The organism is Bifidobacterium sp. LH_416 (genome assembly GCF_056357055.1).
Map to the genome: position 1 here is coordinate 271,497 of NZ_JBKEVJ010000004.1, position 16,379 is coordinate 287,875.

General features: G+C 55.2%; 13 protein-coding genes. 9 read left to right on the forward strand and 4 right to left on the reverse strand.

The features are described 5' to 3' along the window. Positions 1-221: 221 nt before the first annotated feature. Together AC1AY0_RS09425 and AC1AY0_RS09430 are read left to right on the forward strand one after the other, a co-directional pair. Positions 222-881, forward strand: a complete 660-nt coding sequence (locus tag AC1AY0_RS09425) for a histidine phosphatase family protein (RefSeq protein ID WP_476523018.1) — start codon at positions 222-224, stop codon at positions 879-881. 173 nt (positions 882-1,054) lie between these two features. Beyond that, positions 1,055-1,990 (forward strand): hypothetical protein, encoded by a 936-nt coding sequence (locus AC1AY0_RS09430; protein ID WP_476523017.1) that lies wholly within the window; start codon positions 1,055-1,057, stop codon positions 1,988-1,990. On the opposite strand, the gene AC1AY0_RS09435 is transcribed toward AC1AY0_RS09430, so the two are convergent. Beyond that, positions 1,991-2,953, reverse strand: coding sequence for an AraC family transcriptional regulator (locus AC1AY0_RS09435; RefSeq protein WP_476523016.1), 963 nt, complete (start codon positions 2,951-2,953; stop codon positions 1,991-1,993). It abuts the gene before it with no gap. Between the two features lie 250 nt (positions 2,954-3,203). Here AC1AY0_RS09435 and AC1AY0_RS09440 point away from each other — a divergent pair, with 250 nt between their 5' ends. From AC1AY0_RS09440 to AC1AY0_RS09450, 3 genes are read left to right on the forward strand one after another with little or no spacing between them, the layout of a single operon-like run. Continuing rightward, positions 3,204-4,286, forward strand: coding sequence for a phosphotransferase enzyme family protein (locus AC1AY0_RS09440; RefSeq protein ID WP_476523015.1), 1,083 nt, complete (start codon positions 3,204-3,206; stop codon positions 4,284-4,286). Next, a complete protein-coding gene (locus AC1AY0_RS09445; protein WP_476523014.1) occupies positions 4,286-5,815 on the forward strand; it encodes a UDP-glucose--hexose-1-phosphate uridylyltransferase in 1,530 nt (509 codons plus the stop codon). Before AC1AY0_RS09440 ends, AC1AY0_RS09445 begins: the two co-directional genes overlap by 1 nt. Before the next feature lie 19 nt (positions 5,816-5,834). Then, positions 5,835-6,710, forward strand: a complete 876-nt coding sequence (locus AC1AY0_RS09450; RefSeq protein ID WP_476523013.1) for a D-hexose-6-phosphate mutarotase — start codon at positions 5,835-5,837, stop codon at positions 6,708-6,710. Between the two features lie 160 nt (positions 6,711-6,870). Here the strand turns inward: AC1AY0_RS09450 and AC1AY0_RS09455 are convergent, their stop codons facing one another. Then, positions 6,871-8,133: a DUF805 domain-containing protein gene (locus tag AC1AY0_RS09455; RefSeq protein ID WP_476523012.1), complete on the reverse strand. Its 1,263-nt coding sequence runs from the start codon at positions 8,131-8,133 to the stop codon at positions 6,871-6,873. Between the two features lie 417 nt (positions 8,134-8,550). Here AC1AY0_RS09455 and gltX point away from each other — a divergent pair, with 417 nt between their 5' ends. Then, positions 8,551-10,071: a glutamate--tRNA ligase gene (gltX, locus tag AC1AY0_RS09460; protein ID WP_476523011.1), complete on the forward strand. Its 1,521-nt coding sequence runs from the start codon at positions 8,551-8,553 to the stop codon at positions 10,069-10,071. A 120-nt stretch (positions 10,072-10,191) separates the two neighbouring features. On the opposite strand, the gene AC1AY0_RS09465 is transcribed toward gltX, so the two are convergent. Further along, positions 10,192-11,238: a LacI family DNA-binding transcriptional regulator gene (locus tag AC1AY0_RS09465; RefSeq protein ID WP_476523010.1), complete on the reverse strand. Its 1,047-nt coding sequence runs from the start codon at positions 11,236-11,238 to the stop codon at positions 10,192-10,194. Positions 11,239-11,285: 47 nt separating this feature from the next. Further along, positions 11,286-12,830, reverse strand: a complete 1,545-nt coding sequence (locus AC1AY0_RS09470) for a glycoside hydrolase family 31 protein (protein ID WP_476526298.1) — start codon at positions 12,828-12,830, stop codon at positions 11,286-11,288. Between the two features lie 382 nt (positions 12,831-13,212). Between AC1AY0_RS09470 and AC1AY0_RS09475 the strand changes: the two genes are divergently transcribed. The 3 genes from AC1AY0_RS09475 to AC1AY0_RS09485 all read left to right on the forward strand — a co-directional run bounded on the left by AC1AY0_RS09475 (position 13,213) and on the right by AC1AY0_RS09485 (position 16,376). After that, positions 13,213-14,454: an ABC transporter substrate-binding protein gene (locus AC1AY0_RS09475; protein ID WP_476523008.1), complete on the forward strand. Its 1,242-nt coding sequence runs from the start codon at positions 13,213-13,215 to the stop codon at positions 14,452-14,454. Positions 14,455-14,580: 126 nt separating this feature from the next. After that, a complete protein-coding gene (locus AC1AY0_RS09480) occupies positions 14,581-15,546 on the forward strand; it encodes a carbohydrate ABC transporter permease (RefSeq protein WP_476523007.1) in 966 nt (321 codons plus the stop codon). Next, positions 15,543-16,376, forward strand: coding sequence for a carbohydrate ABC transporter permease (locus AC1AY0_RS09485; RefSeq protein ID WP_476523006.1), 834 nt, complete (start codon positions 15,543-15,545; stop codon positions 16,374-16,376). Before AC1AY0_RS09480 ends, AC1AY0_RS09485 begins: the two co-directional genes overlap by 4 nt. Positions 16,377-16,379 lie beyond the last annotated feature (3 nt).

The window sequence follows — 16,379 nt, forward strand, 5'->3', positions numbered from 1 at the left end:
CGCAAAGTTTGCGTGGATTGAACTGGCTTGCACGATGGTTTGTTGTGCGCGATCGTCTCGCGAGTCCACCGTGGACCGAACCCCAGCCCGCATATTTGCGTCACGGATACTCTATGCGTTTAACTATGTTGACACGCGGTAATTTAGAAGTTATTCATATGGCTTAAGTCGTATTACTACAATGGCTTACACTTTGTGATTGTTCTGAAGGAAGGCCCCAGATGACCGCAACCACCATCCATTTCGTCCGCCACGGCAAGGTGTACAACCCTGATCATCTGCTCTATGAGCGTCTGCCTGACTTCCATCTGTCTGATGTAGGCCGCCGTATGGCTCAGGCTACGGCCGCATATCTGGCTAATAATCCGCAAACCAATACGATTGCGGCTGTATATTCCTCCCCGCTTGATCGTACGCGCGAAACCGCCGGTGCGATTCTTGAGGCATTGAACACTGTGCGCGAAGACCGCGGCGATGCGCCGCTCGAATTGACGACCGACGAACGAGTGATTGAGGCCGGCAATGAATTCCGTGGCAAGCGCATTGGCCATGGCGAGGGCGCGCTGTGGAAGAACGGCAACTGGAAGCTGGTCCTGAACTTGTACAAGCCGAGCTGGGGCGAGTCATATCAGCATATTGCAGCTCGTATGGATGCGTTCGCGCGTGAAAAGGTCGCGCAGCACCCCGGCCAGCAGATTGTGGTGGTGAGCCACGAGTCGCCCATCTGGTCGTACCGTCATTACTTGGAAACCGGTCATCCGGAACATTGGATGTTCCTGCGTCACACAGCGCTCGCATCTGTCACCTCGGTGACCTATGACAACGAAACCGGCCGTGTGATGTCTATCACGTATGTGGACCCTGCAGCCAACGTGCAGTAACCGCAAACCCTTGTAATTGCAGTGTTCTTGGCTTCCCTTCCCGAGCAGAGCTGTCAGCAAAGCCGACTGAGGGAGCGGGCGTGAGTGAGACTCGCGCTGCACGAACACTACAATCATGAGGTAGACATGGCCGGCCCACTGAGGGGCGTGGGACTTGAAGCAAAGGAGCATTTATGACTGTTGATCTCAATCGTGAGGCAATCGCACGTGTAGCTGCGCTGCCGGAAGTCACCAAAGCCGCTGAAGCTGGCGCTTCGCTGATTGCATTGTGGCCGCTGACCATTGCCATGCAGATGGATAACGATGCGAAGTACGCAGAAAATCTGCAGGTGCGAGTCACTCGCGCATTCGCCCGTATTTTGACCGGTGATGATGTGACTGTGCCGGATGCCGAGTTCGTTTATGAGGGTGCCGATGCGATTCCAGGCCGTCCGCAGGAGATTGTGGATACGCTGCTCGCCGCCAACGACGCCTACGATACGATGCTCGACTACTCCGAAACCGGTAACGCAGCGCTCGTATTCACCGCAGCCGAAGCGCTGGGCGTGGATTGGGATGCGCCTATGCAAACCGAAATTCGAAATACGATTGCCGCAGTCGAGACGCATCTTCAGGCTGATGCTGCGGCTGAGGGGGAGAGTGAGCCTCGTCTGGCTGGTTCTTCCGATGCCGCTGCTGTGGCATCCCGGTTTGCTACCGCGCTCGCTGTGTGCGATACATTGCTGGGCGTAGTGGCTGGTGATAAAGGTACTGCTGCGGAACTTGATGATGCCGCTGCCCGCCGTATTGCCGTCAAATCGCTGCCGATTCTGCTGTATGTGAACGAGCTACGCGAGCAATGCTCGATTCCGCGTATTTGCCTGACCGATGACAAGATTATTGCGCTGGTTAAGGCTCGCGCTGCTGCCGCGGATTCATTGCAGGTCACGGCAACATTCATCGCTCCTCTGGCTGAAGCCGAATGGAACAAGCATCGCGAAGACGTGCTGTGGGATCCTGCCGAAGCCAAGAAGAAGGCCAAGGAAGAGGATGAAAAGCGCAACAAGGAGGCGCTGGCCGCCAAGTTCGCGCATGTGAAGAACGACAATACGGAAACCGTCGAGCTGTAATCAGCAACGCTTCTCGACCAGTTCCTCGGAAACTGGTAACTCTGTGTGACCAGTTGAGGAAGCGCGGAATTCAAGAGGTGTGCATCCGAAGCGCTGCTTGAATGCGGCGCAGAAAGCACTGGTGGAGGAGAAGCCGCATTCCGCGCAGATTTCCTTCAACGTGGCGCCTCCGGTGAGCAGCATGTATTTCGCCGCATGCATACGCGCATTGATGATGTAGGTGTGCGGCGTATAACCAGTGACCTGCTTAAAAACGCGAATGTAATAGTATTCGCTCATTAACGCCATATCGGCGAGCTGCACAAGAGGCAGTGGTTCGCTCAAATGCGTGGCAATGTAGGAGAGCGTTTCCTCGATGGCGTGCTGATTGTAGGCGTTGCCACTACCGCTGCCTTTGCTGCTGCTGACTGACCGCTCGCGCCCACTGCTGCGTACGCTAGCACTTGCATTAATACCGTCGGATAAGCATTCGGTGAGCACTTCGGTGATGATAAGCGACATGCGTGCCTCGTCTACCTTGCGTTCTTCGGCGAACGTGTCATAGACCATGCGGAAGCGACTGATGGCGTAAGTGGCTCGTCTCAACGTAATGACATTGCCGAGTTCGTTATGAATCGTTTCGAAATAATCTTGCGCAAGCTTGCCATCGAAATGCATCCAGAGCAGTGTGCAATCGGTTTCGGCTTTGGCCTGGTACACGTTGGGCTCATGGCAGTCGAGCAATACCAGATCGCCAGTGCGTGCCACCGAACGCTGACCGTTCACCGTGAACACGAACGTGCCGCTGTACACCGCCATCAGAATGAAACTATCGAATGAACCACGGTTCAGCCAATATCCTTTGAGATATCGGTACAAGCCGATGCGCGTGGGGTACAGGAACATGCGCATCGCATTGCGGCTCGGCACATACACGAAATAATGCGAAACCGCCGCGTCCACATGATGCTCAACCGGTGTCATCCTTCGTCCCCTTCCGCAGCTCCATCTACCATATCAAAAAATTGTTCTGATAGTAATGGAAATTGTGGTAAGTGTACCGTGGTAACTATCGAATAATAAGCTCATAATCCTTGATATATCAACGATTATTGATGATTTTCATCATGCTGATGCTGCCGGTACCTGTGTTTCAATAGTGCTGAGCGATATCAGTAGATTGCTGACCGGCGAAGAAGTCGGCAGCAAGAAGAAGGACTAAAAGGAAACAATCATGGCAATTGCGGATACCGAGCTGATGGCAGTGGCGAACCTGTTCCAGTTGGAAGGCGAAGTCGAAAGCGTCAAGCCTTACGGTGACGGCCACATCAACGTAACCTACCTCGTTACCACCAGCGTGCGCCGCTATATTCTGCAGAAGATGAACACCAGCGTCTTCCCGGATACTGAAGGCCTGATGCGTAACATCGCACTGGTGACCAGCTTCCTAAAGGAACGCGGTCAGGAAACGCTCGACATCATCCCCACCACGAGCGGCGAAACGTACGTGACTCGCGAGTCCGGCGCTTGGCGGGTATACGCCTTCATCGAGAACACCAAGTCGTACAGCCTCGTGCCGAATGCCGACGTATTCCGTGAGTCCGGCCGCGCTTTCGGTGAATTCCAGCAGACCCTCGCCGAGTTCGACGCATCTCAGCTCACCGAGCCGATCGCGCACTTCCACGACACCCCACATCGTTTCGCAGACTTCAAGGCTGCGCTCGCAGAAGACAAACTGGGCCGCGCTGCCACCTGCCAGCCGGAGATCAACTTCTTCCTGGAGCATGAGAGCCAGTATTCCGTGGTGATGGATGGTCTGGCTGACGGTTCCATTCCGCTGCGCGTAACCCACAACGACACCAAGCTCAACAACATTCTGATGGATGCCGAAACCGGCCAGGCCCGCGCCATTATCGACCTCGACACCATCATGCCGGGCTCCATGCTGTTTGATTTCGGCGACTCCATTCGCTTCGGCGCATCCACCGCGCTCGAGGACGAGAAAGACCTTGACAAGGTACACTTCAGCACCGAGTACTTCCGTGCGTACACCGAAGGCTTCGTGGGCGCTGTGCGCGAAAGCGTCACCCCGCGTGAGGGCGAACTGTTCGCCTTCGCCGGCAACCTGCTCACCATGGAATGCGGCATGCGTTTCCTCGCCGATTACCTGGCCGGCGACACCTACTTCGCCACCAAGTACGCTGAGCACAACCTGGTTCGCGCCCGTACGCAGATCAAGCTGGTGCAGGAGATGGAAGCCAAGGCCGGCGAAATCAAGGCCATCGTGGCTGACGTGCTGGAAGGCGAGGCTCGCTGATGACTACTGCTACTGCTGAGAACCTGGCCAAGGTGTATGCATCAATCGATGCATTGGTGGCCTTCGCCGAACGCAATCTTGGCTTGGATGAGCGCGATGCCGACTGGACGCGCAACAACATCTTCGCCCTATTCAATCTCGACTCCTATGCTGCGCCCGCCGCTGCCGATACTGATGCCGCTGAGGCTGAAGCCGGCGAATCCGACTTCGCCTACCCAGATGCTCTGATCGCCGACTTCCGTGCCGCAGCAGTCGCAGCCGGCCTGTTCGAGCCTGACGAAGGCCCGGTATACGCGGACATCATCATGGGCTTGCTTTCCGGCACCCCATCTTCCATCGAAGACAGCTTCGAGGAAGAAGAAAGCACGGATGACGGCATGGAAGCCATGCATTGGTTCTACCGTTACTGCGTGGCCAACAACTACGTGAAGAAGGCCGTGCTCGACAAGAACCCACGCTTCGACTCGCACGGCTTGGTAGTCACCATCAACTTGGCCAAGCCTGAGTTCAAGAACATGAAGAAGGCGGCTGCCGGCAATGCGGTGGCTGGCGGCTACCCGAAGTGCACGATCTGCCATGAGAACGAGGGCTTCGCAGGCCGCAATAAGCGCACGCTGCGTACCATTCCGGTTGCGCTCGGCGGTGAGCAGTGGTTCTGGCAGTTCTCTCCGTACGGCTACTTCCACCAGCACGGCATCTGCGTGAACATGGAGCATACGCCGATGCATGTGGATCGTGACACGTTCGGTCACCTGCTCGATTTCGTGGACCGTTTCCCCGGCTACTTCCTCGGCTGCAACGCCGCACTGCCGCGTATTGGCGGTTCAGTGCTCGCGCACGACCACTATCAGGGTGGCGGCGAGCTGTTGCCGATGCACAAGGCTGCAACATGGGCGTCGTTCACTGTGCCGGAGTATCCGGATACGGTTGTAGAAATCCTCGACTGGCCCGGTACTGCGGTACGCGTGGTCTCCAAGAACCGCGATTCGATTGTGGAAGTCAGCGACAAGATTCGCCTCGCTTGGCAGCAGTACGATGATGCGGCAGCCAACATTGCTAGCCATGATGCTGACGGCAATCGCCAGTCTGCGGTTTCCCCGAGCGCCATCATCACCGAGCGTGGCTATGAGATGAGCCTCATCTTCCGCAACAATGCAGTCAGCGAGGAGTATCCGGAAGGTATCTTCCATGCTCACCCTGAGTTCTGGCCGATTAAGCAGGAGCCGGTTGGTCTGATTGAGGCACAAGGTCTGTTCATTCTGCCGGGCCGACTGGTTGATCAGCTTGGTGTTATTGAAGATGCGCTCGCCGCTGGCGAAGCGTTGCCGGAATCGGTGAGCGAGTTCAGCCTGGAATGGGATGAATTGACTGCAGCTTTGAACGGCAACCGTGATCGTGATGCCATTCATGCCGCCGTGCAGGATGAGCTTGGTAGTGTCTGCGAGCGTATTCTTGGTAACACCGCAGTCTTCAAGACCAAGGAGCAAACCCGCGCCTTCCTCACGAACCTCGGTTTTGTCCAAGCGTGAAAACTAGTAGGAGACAATTATGAGCAGTAGTTTTGCTCTTCGTAACCTCAATAATGATCGCGGCAGCGCATCCGTAAGCGATTACGGTGCACACGTGCTGCGCTGGCGTCCGACTGGTCAGGCCGAGGACGTGGTATGGAGCCCGTCTTCGATGGTGCTGGCCGATAACAAGGCGATTGTTGGCGGTGTGCCGATTGTGTTCCCATGGTTTGGCCCGGGATATGCGGACGGTCATGGCCTCGGCAAGAAGCCGAATCATGGATTCGGCCGCATTCGCACGTGGCAGTTGGATGCTGAATCCTTCACCCACGAATACGCGCACTACACGCTTGATTCCTCCGATCTTGAGCCCGGTGATTTGCCGTGGCTTGAGCCGGCTGAGGAAGGCGCTCCGGCTCCGCAGTTCCACGCTGATTTTGAAGTTCGTGCCACAGATTCACTGGAGGTGACTCTGACCGTGGCCAATACGGGTACGGTTGCATTCTCCTATGAAGCGGCACTGCATACGTACTTCCGCGTGAGTGACGTTGCTCAAGTGCGTCTTTCCGGTCTGGAGGGAGCTTCATACGCTGATGCCACCGATGAATTCAAGCCATGCGAACAGGGCGATTCAGCCGTAACATTCGACGGCACTGTGGATCGTGTCTACGAATCTGATGCCACGCTTGAATTGCATGATGATGGTTTGGATCGCACGATTCGCATCGCCAAGTCCGGTTCCCCGCAAACCGTGGTCTGGAATCCTGGCAAGCCGTACGGCATGTTAGTCAACGATGTTGTAGCAAGCGAATGGCGCACCTTCGTCTGTGCTGAAGCCGCCGCCTGCCGCGACCACGCAGTAGTTCTGGCACCAGGCGAATCCCACGCCCTCAACCAAACCCTGACCGTGGCTTGATGGCACCTTTTTGGCTCCCCTTGTCAGGGGAGCTGTCGGCGAAGCCGACTGAGGGGTAGTCCATCCACAGTGTGAAGCGAACGTATCTGACAGTGATACGAAAAGAGTCCCCACCCGAGATAATCGAGTGGGGACTCTTGCACATCCTATGGTTTATTGATCACTGACCTTGCCAAGGCTTCTGCTCGCTGGATTCGTTACCAGTGTTGGCATTGGCGTTGGAAGAATCAGATGATCCATATGTTGGTACTTCCGGAGCGGGCTGGGTATAAGACTGCGGCTGCGGAACCGGGGTGCCATACTCAGGAGTCGGCACTGGGCCATTGAATCCCGGAGCTGGCGGAACCGGAGCCGTAGGAGCTGCCGGAGCGCCATACTGCGGATCATACTGTCCATACTGTGCATCTGCAGGGGCGGCCGGAGCCGGAGCATAACCTGCAGGATCGGCATCCTTATCGAATCGTGCACCTTCGGGCTTGCTCGGCATAGCCATGAACACAATGAACACGATGAGCGCCGCCAGCATAATCACTACACCAACAACAAGCAAACCAATGCTGCCTGCTGCAATAGCACCATAACCCTTGCTGTAGGTGCCGCCGTATGCCATGCCGCCGAGGCCGCCAAAGAGCGCGCCTGCGCCGCCGGCCACCAGCAGAATAAAGGCAACTACAAAAGCTCCGTAGTAGATGGCGATCCACCAACCGGGCTTATTAATATCGTGCAGACGGCGAACGGCAAGTGCCAAGCCGGGCACAATAATGGCCAGGCTCCAGATGTAGCCGAGGAACGACAGCTTGTCATCGGTTACATTGGCGAGGATATCGAGCACAAACGTAATACCAAACTGAGCCAGAACCCACCACCAGTATTCGCTGCGGGAAGCGCGGCCGGAGAAGACGGCGTACTTCTTCCAGAAGCGCAGGAAGGCCTCCGGGAATGAGCAGCCGTAGTACGGCTTATCCAGCGGGACTGCGGCGGCGCCAGGGGCTGGCGTAGACGTGGAATACACAGGAACCGACTGCGGGGCACCGTACTGTGCGTTTGATGCATCGCTGTATGGTGCGTTGCCATAGGGTGCATTACCGTACTGGTTGGCGTACTGATTATCGCCGTACGGATTTGCGTACGTGGGCTGTGTGTACTGCGGCTGTTCGTACGTGGGCTGAGTTGGCTGACCGTAAGCCGGAGTCTGCTGCGGCTGGGATTGCTGACCGTATTGGCCGTACTGCGGCTGGTTGTACTGCGGCTGAGCGTACTGCTGCTGCCCGTACTGAGGCTGTTCATACTCGGGCTGCCCGTATTGCGGCGTTGCAGGAGCGTCCGTGTTGAATGGATTCTGATTTTGTGGTTGTGGAACTGCGCCGTTAGCGTTGCCAGGCGCGGGCACCTGCGGCAACGGCGTATTGTTGGGATCGGTCATTGATTCCCCTTTCATCAAGGACGATATCGTCCCTGTCTATTCTTCCAGCTTTTTTAGGAAAACCAAGCAAATCAGCGGAATATTGTCTGAATTGTGGGTGTAATGCTGTCTTGCGCTGATTGTTATGAAATCGATATCAAACAAAGATGTGCGCTTTTCTGTGATTTGTTATCGTTAAACAAGATTTGCACATGGCTGCGGAGACGGGGCCAGGGAAGCAATGGGTGCTTCCGGTACAGACATGCATAAGGGGAATAGCAATGAACAACGACTACCTGAACGCAAACAGCGTTACTCCTGACTTCCACGAGGTTCGTGAAGACGATTCTCAGGATTGGGCTGAGCTTTTCAGCGGTCTCGCCTGCTGAGGGGTTGCGCGGCCTAGTGCGTCCGGCGCGCGGGGCACAATAGGGGACTATGACTGATGCTGAAAACACCAAACCTGAACTCCCCGCGAACGTTCGTGTTCGCTTCTGCCCGTCTCCGACCGGTACGCCGCATGTCGGTATGATTCGTACCGCCCTGTTCAACTGGGCTGAGGCTCGCGCCACCGGTGGCAAGCTGGTCTTCCGTATCGAAGATACCGACGCCGCTCGTGACTCCGAAGAAAGCTACAATCAGATTCTCGAATCCCTGCGTTGGTTGGGCATCGACTGGGATGAGGGCATCGACGTGGGCGGTCCCCACGGCCCGTACCGCCAGTCCGAGCGCACTGCCATCTACAAGGACGTTGCTGCCAAGCTGCTCGAAGCTGGCTACGCATACGAGTCCTTCTCCACTCCTGAAGAAATCAAGGAGCGCAACCTGGCTGCCGGCCGCCCGGCTGAGTTCGGCTACGACGGCTACGACCGTAACCTCACCGAAGAGCAGAAGGCTGCTTTCCGCGCTGAAGGCCGCAAGCCTGCACTGCGTATCCGCATGCCTGACGAAGACATCGCGTTCGATGATCTGATTCGTGGCACCATCGAATTCAAGGCCGGTTCTGTGCCGGATTACGTGATCGTTCGCCCGAACGGTGACCCGCTGTACACGCTCACCAACCCGGTAGACGACGCGATGATGGAAATCAACGTGGTGCTGCGCGGCGAGGACCTGCTGAGCTCCACCCCGCGTCAGATCGTGCTCTACCGTTACCTCGAAGAACTGGGCATCGCCAAGACCACGCCGCTGTTCGGCCACATGCCGTACGTGATGGGTCAGGGCAACAAGAAGCTCTCCAAGCGCGATCCTGAATCCAACTTGTTCAACCACCGTGACGCTGGCTTCATTCGTGAAGGCCTGCTCAACTACCTGGCTCTGCTCGGCTGGTCTATCGCCCCCGACCGCGATGTCTTCTCCATGGACGAGATGATCGCCAAGTTCGATGTGCGCGACGTGAAGGCCAACCCGGCCCGCTTCGATCTGGACAAGGCCATCTCCATCAACGCTGAGCACATTCGTATGCTCGATGCTGATGATTTCCTGCGCCGCTCGGTGCCGTACCTGCACCGCGATGGTGTGGTCTCCGCTGATTCTTGGGATGCGCTGACTGCTCGTGAGCAGGAGATTCTGACTGCTGCTGCTCCGCTGGTTCAGCCGCGCGTGCGCCTGCTGGGTGAGGTTGCTGGCATGGTCGGCTCTCTGCTCTCCACTGAGGAGTATCTGGAGCCTGCTGATGATGCTCGCAAGCAGCTCAAGGATTCTGCAGGCGAAGTGCTTGACGCTGCCATTGCTGCTCTTGAGGGTGTGGATGAGGCTGATTGGAAGACCGACAACCTGCACGAGACCCTGAACAAGGCTCTGGTTGAGGACGGTGGCTACAAGCCGCGCCTCGCATTCGGCCCGGTGCGTGTGGCTATGTCCGGCCGCCGCGTGAGCCCGCCGCTGTTTGAGTCCATGGAAATCGTCGGCAAGCCGATTTCCATCGCCCGCCTGAAGGGCCTTCGCGCACACCTGTGATTCTTTTGAGAGCCTCCCTCTGACGAGGGAGGTGGCGCGCGAAGCGCGACGGAGGGAGAGAAGGCGGGCATCTGTTGAACAGATGCCCGCCTTTCGCATGCTTAGTGCAGGGTCCGGCCGTTACCGCGTGTTCCAATCGATGGTGGTGGCGCGACGGGTAATGCCGGCTGGCTCAATCAAATCGCAGTGGGCATCATCGGACGTGCCGTTTAGTCGGTCGAACAACAATTCCACTGTTCGATGCGACACTTCTTCGGGTCTTGTCGACACATTCGTCACTGGCCATTGGAATGAGACTGCGGACAAATCTGAACAGTGAGAGACCACAGAAAGATCACGTCCCGGCACGAGACCGCGTTCGTTCAGTGTACGGAGCAACCATTCGGTGGGTTGTGGCTGTCGCACGATAATGCCCAGTCGATCGTCTGCGTGGAATAACAGTTGATCGGTACTGCGCCGAATACCTTCCCAGCCGTCGGCCATACGAGGCACAACGGTGAAATTCAGTCCGCGTTGTTCTGCGCGGTCATGGGCTCCGGAGAAGAACTCGCTGGCGAATCGAAACTCGTTGGCATTCGTTCCCAACTGGGATCCGACCATTGCAATATGGTGATGACCCGTATCTGCCAGTTCGTCAACAGCAAGACGGGCAGCCTCGCGAGCATCAAAATCGACCACGTCGAGTCCCATAGCATTATTGGGGCGGCCTACCAGTACCACAGGCATATTGAGGTCCGTGGCGGTGGGAATCCGTTCATCATCGCACCGCACATCCATAAGAATGAATGCATCGCAGATTGATTTTCCAGCGAGACGTTTCAGCGCAGCCGAGCCTTCGCGCGTGGTATTGATGATGACATCATAGTCATGCTTTCGCGCCAACTTGACGATGGTGTCAATGTACGGTGTGGTCTCGTTGGCGTCAGAGGTTTCATTCATCTCCACAAACAAGGCGATGATGTTGGTCTTACTGGTTTTAAGTGTGCGAGCTACAGCGTTAGGCTGATAATTCAGCTTGCGCATCGCATCTTCCACGCGTCGTCTGGTTGCTTCAGCAACAACACTCTTGCCGTTGATGACGAAGGATACCGTACTTTGCGATACGCCAGCCAGTGCCGCAACGTCTTTGCTGGTGGGAGGTCGGGTACCTGTACGTTTGCCGGTCATAAATCCTCTTGGTTATATAGGGGTGATTATTTTCAATGGTAGTAATACTATTCTTCGCGGGTGAAACGTGGCAGTCTGTTGAGTGGGCATGAGGTTTCGATGGTGGCCGGTCCCTTGATGATTTGCCCGGCATCCGAACGCCAGCGTCCTGCGGGAATAACAACATGGCGGGATTGAGCGTTGCGCTCGACGCAAGGAGCAACGATGATGCCATTGCCCAGCATGAACTGGTCGGTAACGGACTCCATGCCAGGGAAGTGATAAGACATCGGGCGAATAATAGGTTCTCCGGTTTGTGCTGCATGGTTAGCCAGTTGAAGAATCGTGGGAAGATACTGTTCTCGTATATCCAGTGCCTGACGGACAGCCATGAGATGTTCTTCGTCCAGAACTCTGGATGGAGCGACGGAGAACTGCATCATCGGAGCGAGTGCGGCGATTTGTGCATAGCGAACAAAGAACTCCTGATCGACCCCAGAGTGCTTGGTGCTGTTCACTTCACCGCCGCCAATCATATCGGGGCAGACGAAAGCATGCCCAATCATGCCCTGTGCCAGCATCTCGGGAATCAGAGACTGAATGCCCTGCTCATCCCAAGATGACGGTTTGTCTTGAAGCCGCTGAGCAAGCGGCTGGCCGCCCATCTTCCAGCAGGCGCGGAATTCATTGAATGGGTAATCGACGCCGATTTGCGCCCATCGTTCACACATATCGTTGGGGGTCATACTGGCATATGGGCGGTCATCGGCATGGAAATCATAGAGATCGCCGCCGTCGAATTTGAAGCCGTCGACGCCCAGTGCGCATAGTGCGTCGAGCTTTTCTCGAACCCACGCGCAGGTTGCGGGATTGCTGAGGTCGAGTACGGCGCTGAGACCATTCCACCATCGACGGATTGCGGTGCGGCCATACTTGTCCTGAAGCATCAGCCCTTGAGCTTCAAGCTCTCGGAATACTGCGGAATCAGGGCTGACAAAAGGTACCAGCCATACGATGATATTGAATCCTTGCCCGTGCAACTGTTCAAGCATTGATGCAGGGTCAGGGAAGGCTGCTGGATCGAAGGTCCAGTTGCCGTAGTCAGGACTCCATTTGTCGTCGATCATCAGCACGCCGGCGGGCATGCCTGCGTCGAGCATGGAGTCTGCATAATCCAGCACAGCCTGCTGAGTGGGATGGTATGGCATTTCAATCCAAGTGTTGTATTGCGGTTTGGCAAACATTGCTGGTGCGGGAGTGTGGTTGGAAGGTTGGAAATGTTCTTGACAGGCTGCGAGATAGGCATCTCGCAGTGTTCCTCCCGCTGTTGTTTGTACTTCGATGCTGTGATCAGAGCTGATTGTCAGTGTGTCATCACGGAACATGAACATGAATGGATCGTCGTCCCACAGGTATCGCCCGGCCGTGGAAAGCAACAATGGTGCGCTTTGGTTGGAAGCCTCTGGTAGCTGCCCTGGAACATGGTGCCAGGTCGCGAGATTGCATTGGAAAGGTTCTGATCCGTATGGCATGAGACGTCCATCGGCGACTCTGCCTCCCCACCAGCGCTCGCCGGGGAGTAGATGGATTGTGGTGTTGATTGAAGTATTCATAAGTATTCCTGTTGCTCTGTTGTTTTGACAATACGTCAGCGCATCGCCTTTAATACGTATTATTACTTTAATAATATTTACGTGCAAATTGCGGCGTGCCGACTGGCTGGACGTAATCTCCAGCGCAACAGACTTTCGGTTTGAAAATCAATAAAACACTGTAATTGAGCTCTTTCTTAGCGGTTGACAATATTCGACACGCCGTTTTTGCGCTCATATTTCCTTGGTGGCATACTGAAGTCACGTAGTTGGTAATACGTATTAAATAAAAGAAGCTGGCATTGATGGTTTACAGGCGCAGATGCTTGCGAATACTCAATGATCCGCCCTATTTTTTCGGTAGTACCAAAGTTGGTGCTGCCACAGAAAGGAAAGATCAACCATGAAGTTCTCCAAAACTGTGATTGCTGCGGTAGCTGCCGCGGCAATGCTGGTACCGCTGGCTGCATGCGGTAGCGGCACGGCCGGTTCCGGCAAAACCACCATCACGTATTTCGCATGGGAAAACGAAAAGATGACCAAGCCGATCATTGATGCGTTTGAAAAGGCGAATCCAGACATCCATGTAGAGATGAGCACCGCACAGGGCGCGGCTAATGATTATGCGCAAACGCTGACCACTCGTGTTGCGGGCGGTCAGGTTCCCGATGTGTTCCATATGTCTATTGAGACTCGCAATGAGGTTCTTGATGCCGGTTTGGCCCGTGACATCACTGATGAGCCGTTTGTGAAGAACCTGCCTTCCACCGCTACTGATCTGTACACTCGTGACGGCAAGATCTACGGCATGGCACCGACTGCGTGGATTGGCGGAATCGTATACAACAAGGATCTACTCAAGGAAGTGGGGTACGATTCCGTTCCTGAAACATTGGACGAATTCATTGATCTTGGCAAGAAACTGCAAGCTAAAGGCGTCACTCCATATATGGAAGATATGAGTGTGGTCTCCGGTTCCTTCCAGCCGATGCTGGGTGGATACTATGCCAAGCAGGGCATCAAGACCAGCGATTGGCCTGAGCAGGATGAGGGTGGCACCTTCACCAAGCAATGGACTCCGGTGCTGGAGCAGTGGATGAAGCTCATTGATTCCGGTACCCTGCCCAAGGAGAACGTTGGCGTCAGCAACGATCAGATTAAGCAGAGTTTCATGACCGGACAGTTGGCAATGTTCCGTTCCGGTCCGTGGGACTTCGCCGACCTTGACTCATCCGGCGTGGATTACGGCATGGCCGCGTTCCCCGCGGTTGACGGAGGCCAGCCCTACGTGGGCGGTGGTCCGGACTCCCCGTACGTCATCAGCTCCAAGATTGACGGAGACAAGCTCAAGGCAGCTGAAAAGTTCCTGTCCTTCATCAACAGTGAAGAAGGTCTGAAGCTCAAGGAGAAGAACATCGGCCAAATCTCCATCTCTCCGGAGTACAAGGCGAATGTTGCTCCACAGCTCAAGGATCTGTATGACCAGTACGTGACCAGCGGTGATTTCTACTGGGTGAACTGGACTCGTAACGGCACTGTGATGGGCCAGGAGATGGCCTCCCAGTTCCAGCTTCTCGTTCAAGGTCAGGCCACCATCGCTGATGTCACCAAGGATCTTGACGCCAAGTGGGCCGATTCCAAGTGATTGGAGTCGAGGCTAACTGACCTCGCATATCGAATAATCCTTTTATCTCCCTCCTTCTACTCGTCCGGGCAGGTGCGCCCGCCCGGACGAATCCTCTTCAATACTCTTTAGAAAGGCAACGCTGACATGACCTCTCATGACCAGTCGCAGGAAGTGCCTGCCGGTGCACCATCGGCTGGTACTGACAGCGCCAAAACGCCATGGTACAAAACTGGCAAATTTGCGGAATCCGCAGCTTCTACCGGCTTCCTGTTCCCCATCATTGTGGTGTTTCTCGTACTCACCGCCGTTCCCCTTGTACAGACCATTTATTATTCGTTTACTGACTACAACGGTTTCCAGCAGCATCCGAACTTCATTGGTCTGACCAATTACCAAAAAGTGTTCACTGACCCGTCACTGCTTGTCGGTCTTGGTTTCACGGTGTTGTTTGCAGTGGCAACCACGCTGATTACCACTGCACTGGCCATACCGCTGGCAGTCGCGTTGAATTCTAAATTCTATGGACGCTCTTTCGCTCGATCGCTGTTCTTCTTCCTTGGTGTTCCCTCGTTGATTGTGCTCGGCCTGGTGTGGCAGTACATCCTGTCTCCAATGAAAACTGGTGCACTGAATTCGGTGTTGGTGTCCATGGGATTGAAATCAGTGCCGTGGCTGGCCGATAGCAACTTGGCTCGTGGTGCCGTGATTTTTGTGGCTATTTGGGCCGCCGTCGGTTGGCATGCCACCCTGTACCTTGCTTACCTGCAAGCTGTGCCGAAAGACCTGTATGAACAGGCGTCGGTTGACGGTGCGAACGGTTTCCAGCAGTTTATTCACATCACGTTGCCTCAGCTGGTGCCCGGCATCGTAGTATCCACATTCCTGCTGATTACCAATGGTCTAAAGGTTTACGATCTTCCATTTGGCATGACCAAAGGTGGTCCTGGCTATGCGACCAACACCATCACGCAATCCATCATTGTTCAAGGTATTTCGCAATCCCAATATGGCTTGGGTTCGGCACTCGCCGTACTTTTCACCGTCGCTTGCATGATTGTGGTTCTTGGTCAGCAGGCCATTACCGGCATCATCACTAGGAGGTTCGCATGACACCGTCGCAACGTGCACAGGTCGGTAAGATCGTTCGCACCATTCTCATTAATGGCTTGGCCATTATTATGGCCATCCCGCTGTACTACATCGTTATTAACACGTTCAAAACCACGTTCGATATGGCCAAGTCGCCTTTTGGTCTCCCCGAACACTGGACATTGCAGCACTATGCTGATGTGTTCGGCACATTGCCTATTGTGCAGAGCTTCATCAACTCAATCATCGTGACTGTGGTTGCTGTGTTCTTTGAAGTGATGATTGGCGCACTGGCCGCCTATGGCATGATTCTGAAAAACAGTAAGTTCACCGCCGGCGTGGGTGCCGTGCTGATGATTGCATTCTGCATCCCTGTGCAGGCCACGCTGATTCCGCTGTACAAGATGGAGGCGAGGATCGGGCTGGTTGACTCCCTGTTGGGTCTGATTATCCTCTATCTCGCAAACTCAATCTTCTGCTACATGCTCACCATTGGATACATGCGTAAGCTGCCGATGGAGATTTTGGAAGCGGCTCGCATTGACGGTGCTGGCCCATTCCGCATCTTCCGCGTGATTGTGCTGCCGATGATCACCCCAATTCTGGCTACTGTGGTGGTCTTCCAGACGTTGTCCACATGGAATGACTTCATGCTGCCGAACATCTTCCTGACCTCCACTGACCTGCGCACCGTGATTTTGCAGGTGTACAACGCCATGGGGCAGTTCACGACCGATTGGCCGGCCTTTATGACGATTACGGTTATCGCGCTCATTCCGGTAGTGATTTTCTTCATCTTCTGCCAGCGATGGATTGTTTCCGGTCTGGTGGCTGGTTCGGTCAAAGGCTGAGTT

What these genes read in the sequence shown, in the direction of transcription:
- gltX (WP_476523011.1), top strand. Translation starts at nt 8,551, where the DNA reads ATGACTGATGCTGAAAACACCAAACCTGAACTCCCCGCGAACGTTCGT.
- AC1AY0_RS09430 (WP_476523017.1), top strand. Translation starts at nt 1,055, where the DNA reads ATGACTGTTGATCTCAATCGTGAGGCAATCGCACGTGTAGCTGCGCTG.
- AC1AY0_RS09425 (WP_476523018.1), top strand. Translation starts at nt 222, where the DNA reads ATGACCGCAACCACCATCCATTTCGTCCGCCACGGCAAGGTGTACAAC.
- AC1AY0_RS09435 (WP_476523016.1), bottom strand. Translation starts at nt 2,953, where the DNA reads ATGACACCGGTTGAGCATCATGTGGACGCGGCGGTTTCGCATTATTTC.
- AC1AY0_RS09440 (WP_476523015.1), top strand. Translation starts at nt 3,204, where the DNA reads ATGGCAATTGCGGATACCGAGCTGATGGCAGTGGCGAACCTGTTCCAG.
- AC1AY0_RS09470 (WP_476526298.1), bottom strand. Translation starts at nt 12,830, where the DNA reads ATGAATACTTCAATCAACACCACAATCCATCTACTCCCCGGCGAGCGC.
- AC1AY0_RS09480 (WP_476523007.1), top strand. Translation starts at nt 14,581, where the DNA reads ATGACCTCTCATGACCAGTCGCAGGAAGTGCCTGCCGGTGCACCATCG.
- AC1AY0_RS09455 (WP_476523012.1), bottom strand. Translation starts at nt 8,133, where the DNA reads ATGACCGATCCCAACAATACGCCGTTGCCGCAGGTGCCCGCGCCTGGC.
- AC1AY0_RS09465 (WP_476523010.1), bottom strand. Translation starts at nt 11,238, where the DNA reads ATGACCGGCAAACGTACAGGTACCCGACCTCCCACCAGCAAAGACGTT.
- AC1AY0_RS09485 (WP_476523006.1), top strand. Translation starts at nt 15,543, where the DNA reads ATGACACCGTCGCAACGTGCACAGGTCGGTAAGATCGTTCGCACCATT.
- AC1AY0_RS09450 (WP_476523013.1), top strand. Translation starts at nt 5,835, where the DNA reads ATGAGCAGTAGTTTTGCTCTTCGTAACCTCAATAATGATCGCGGCAGC.
- AC1AY0_RS09445 (WP_476523014.1), top strand. Translation starts at nt 4,286, where the DNA reads ATGACTACTGCTACTGCTGAGAACCTGGCCAAGGTGTATGCATCAATC.
- AC1AY0_RS09475 (WP_476523008.1), top strand. Translation starts at nt 13,213, where the DNA reads ATGAAGTTCTCCAAAACTGTGATTGCTGCGGTAGCTGCCGCGGCAATG.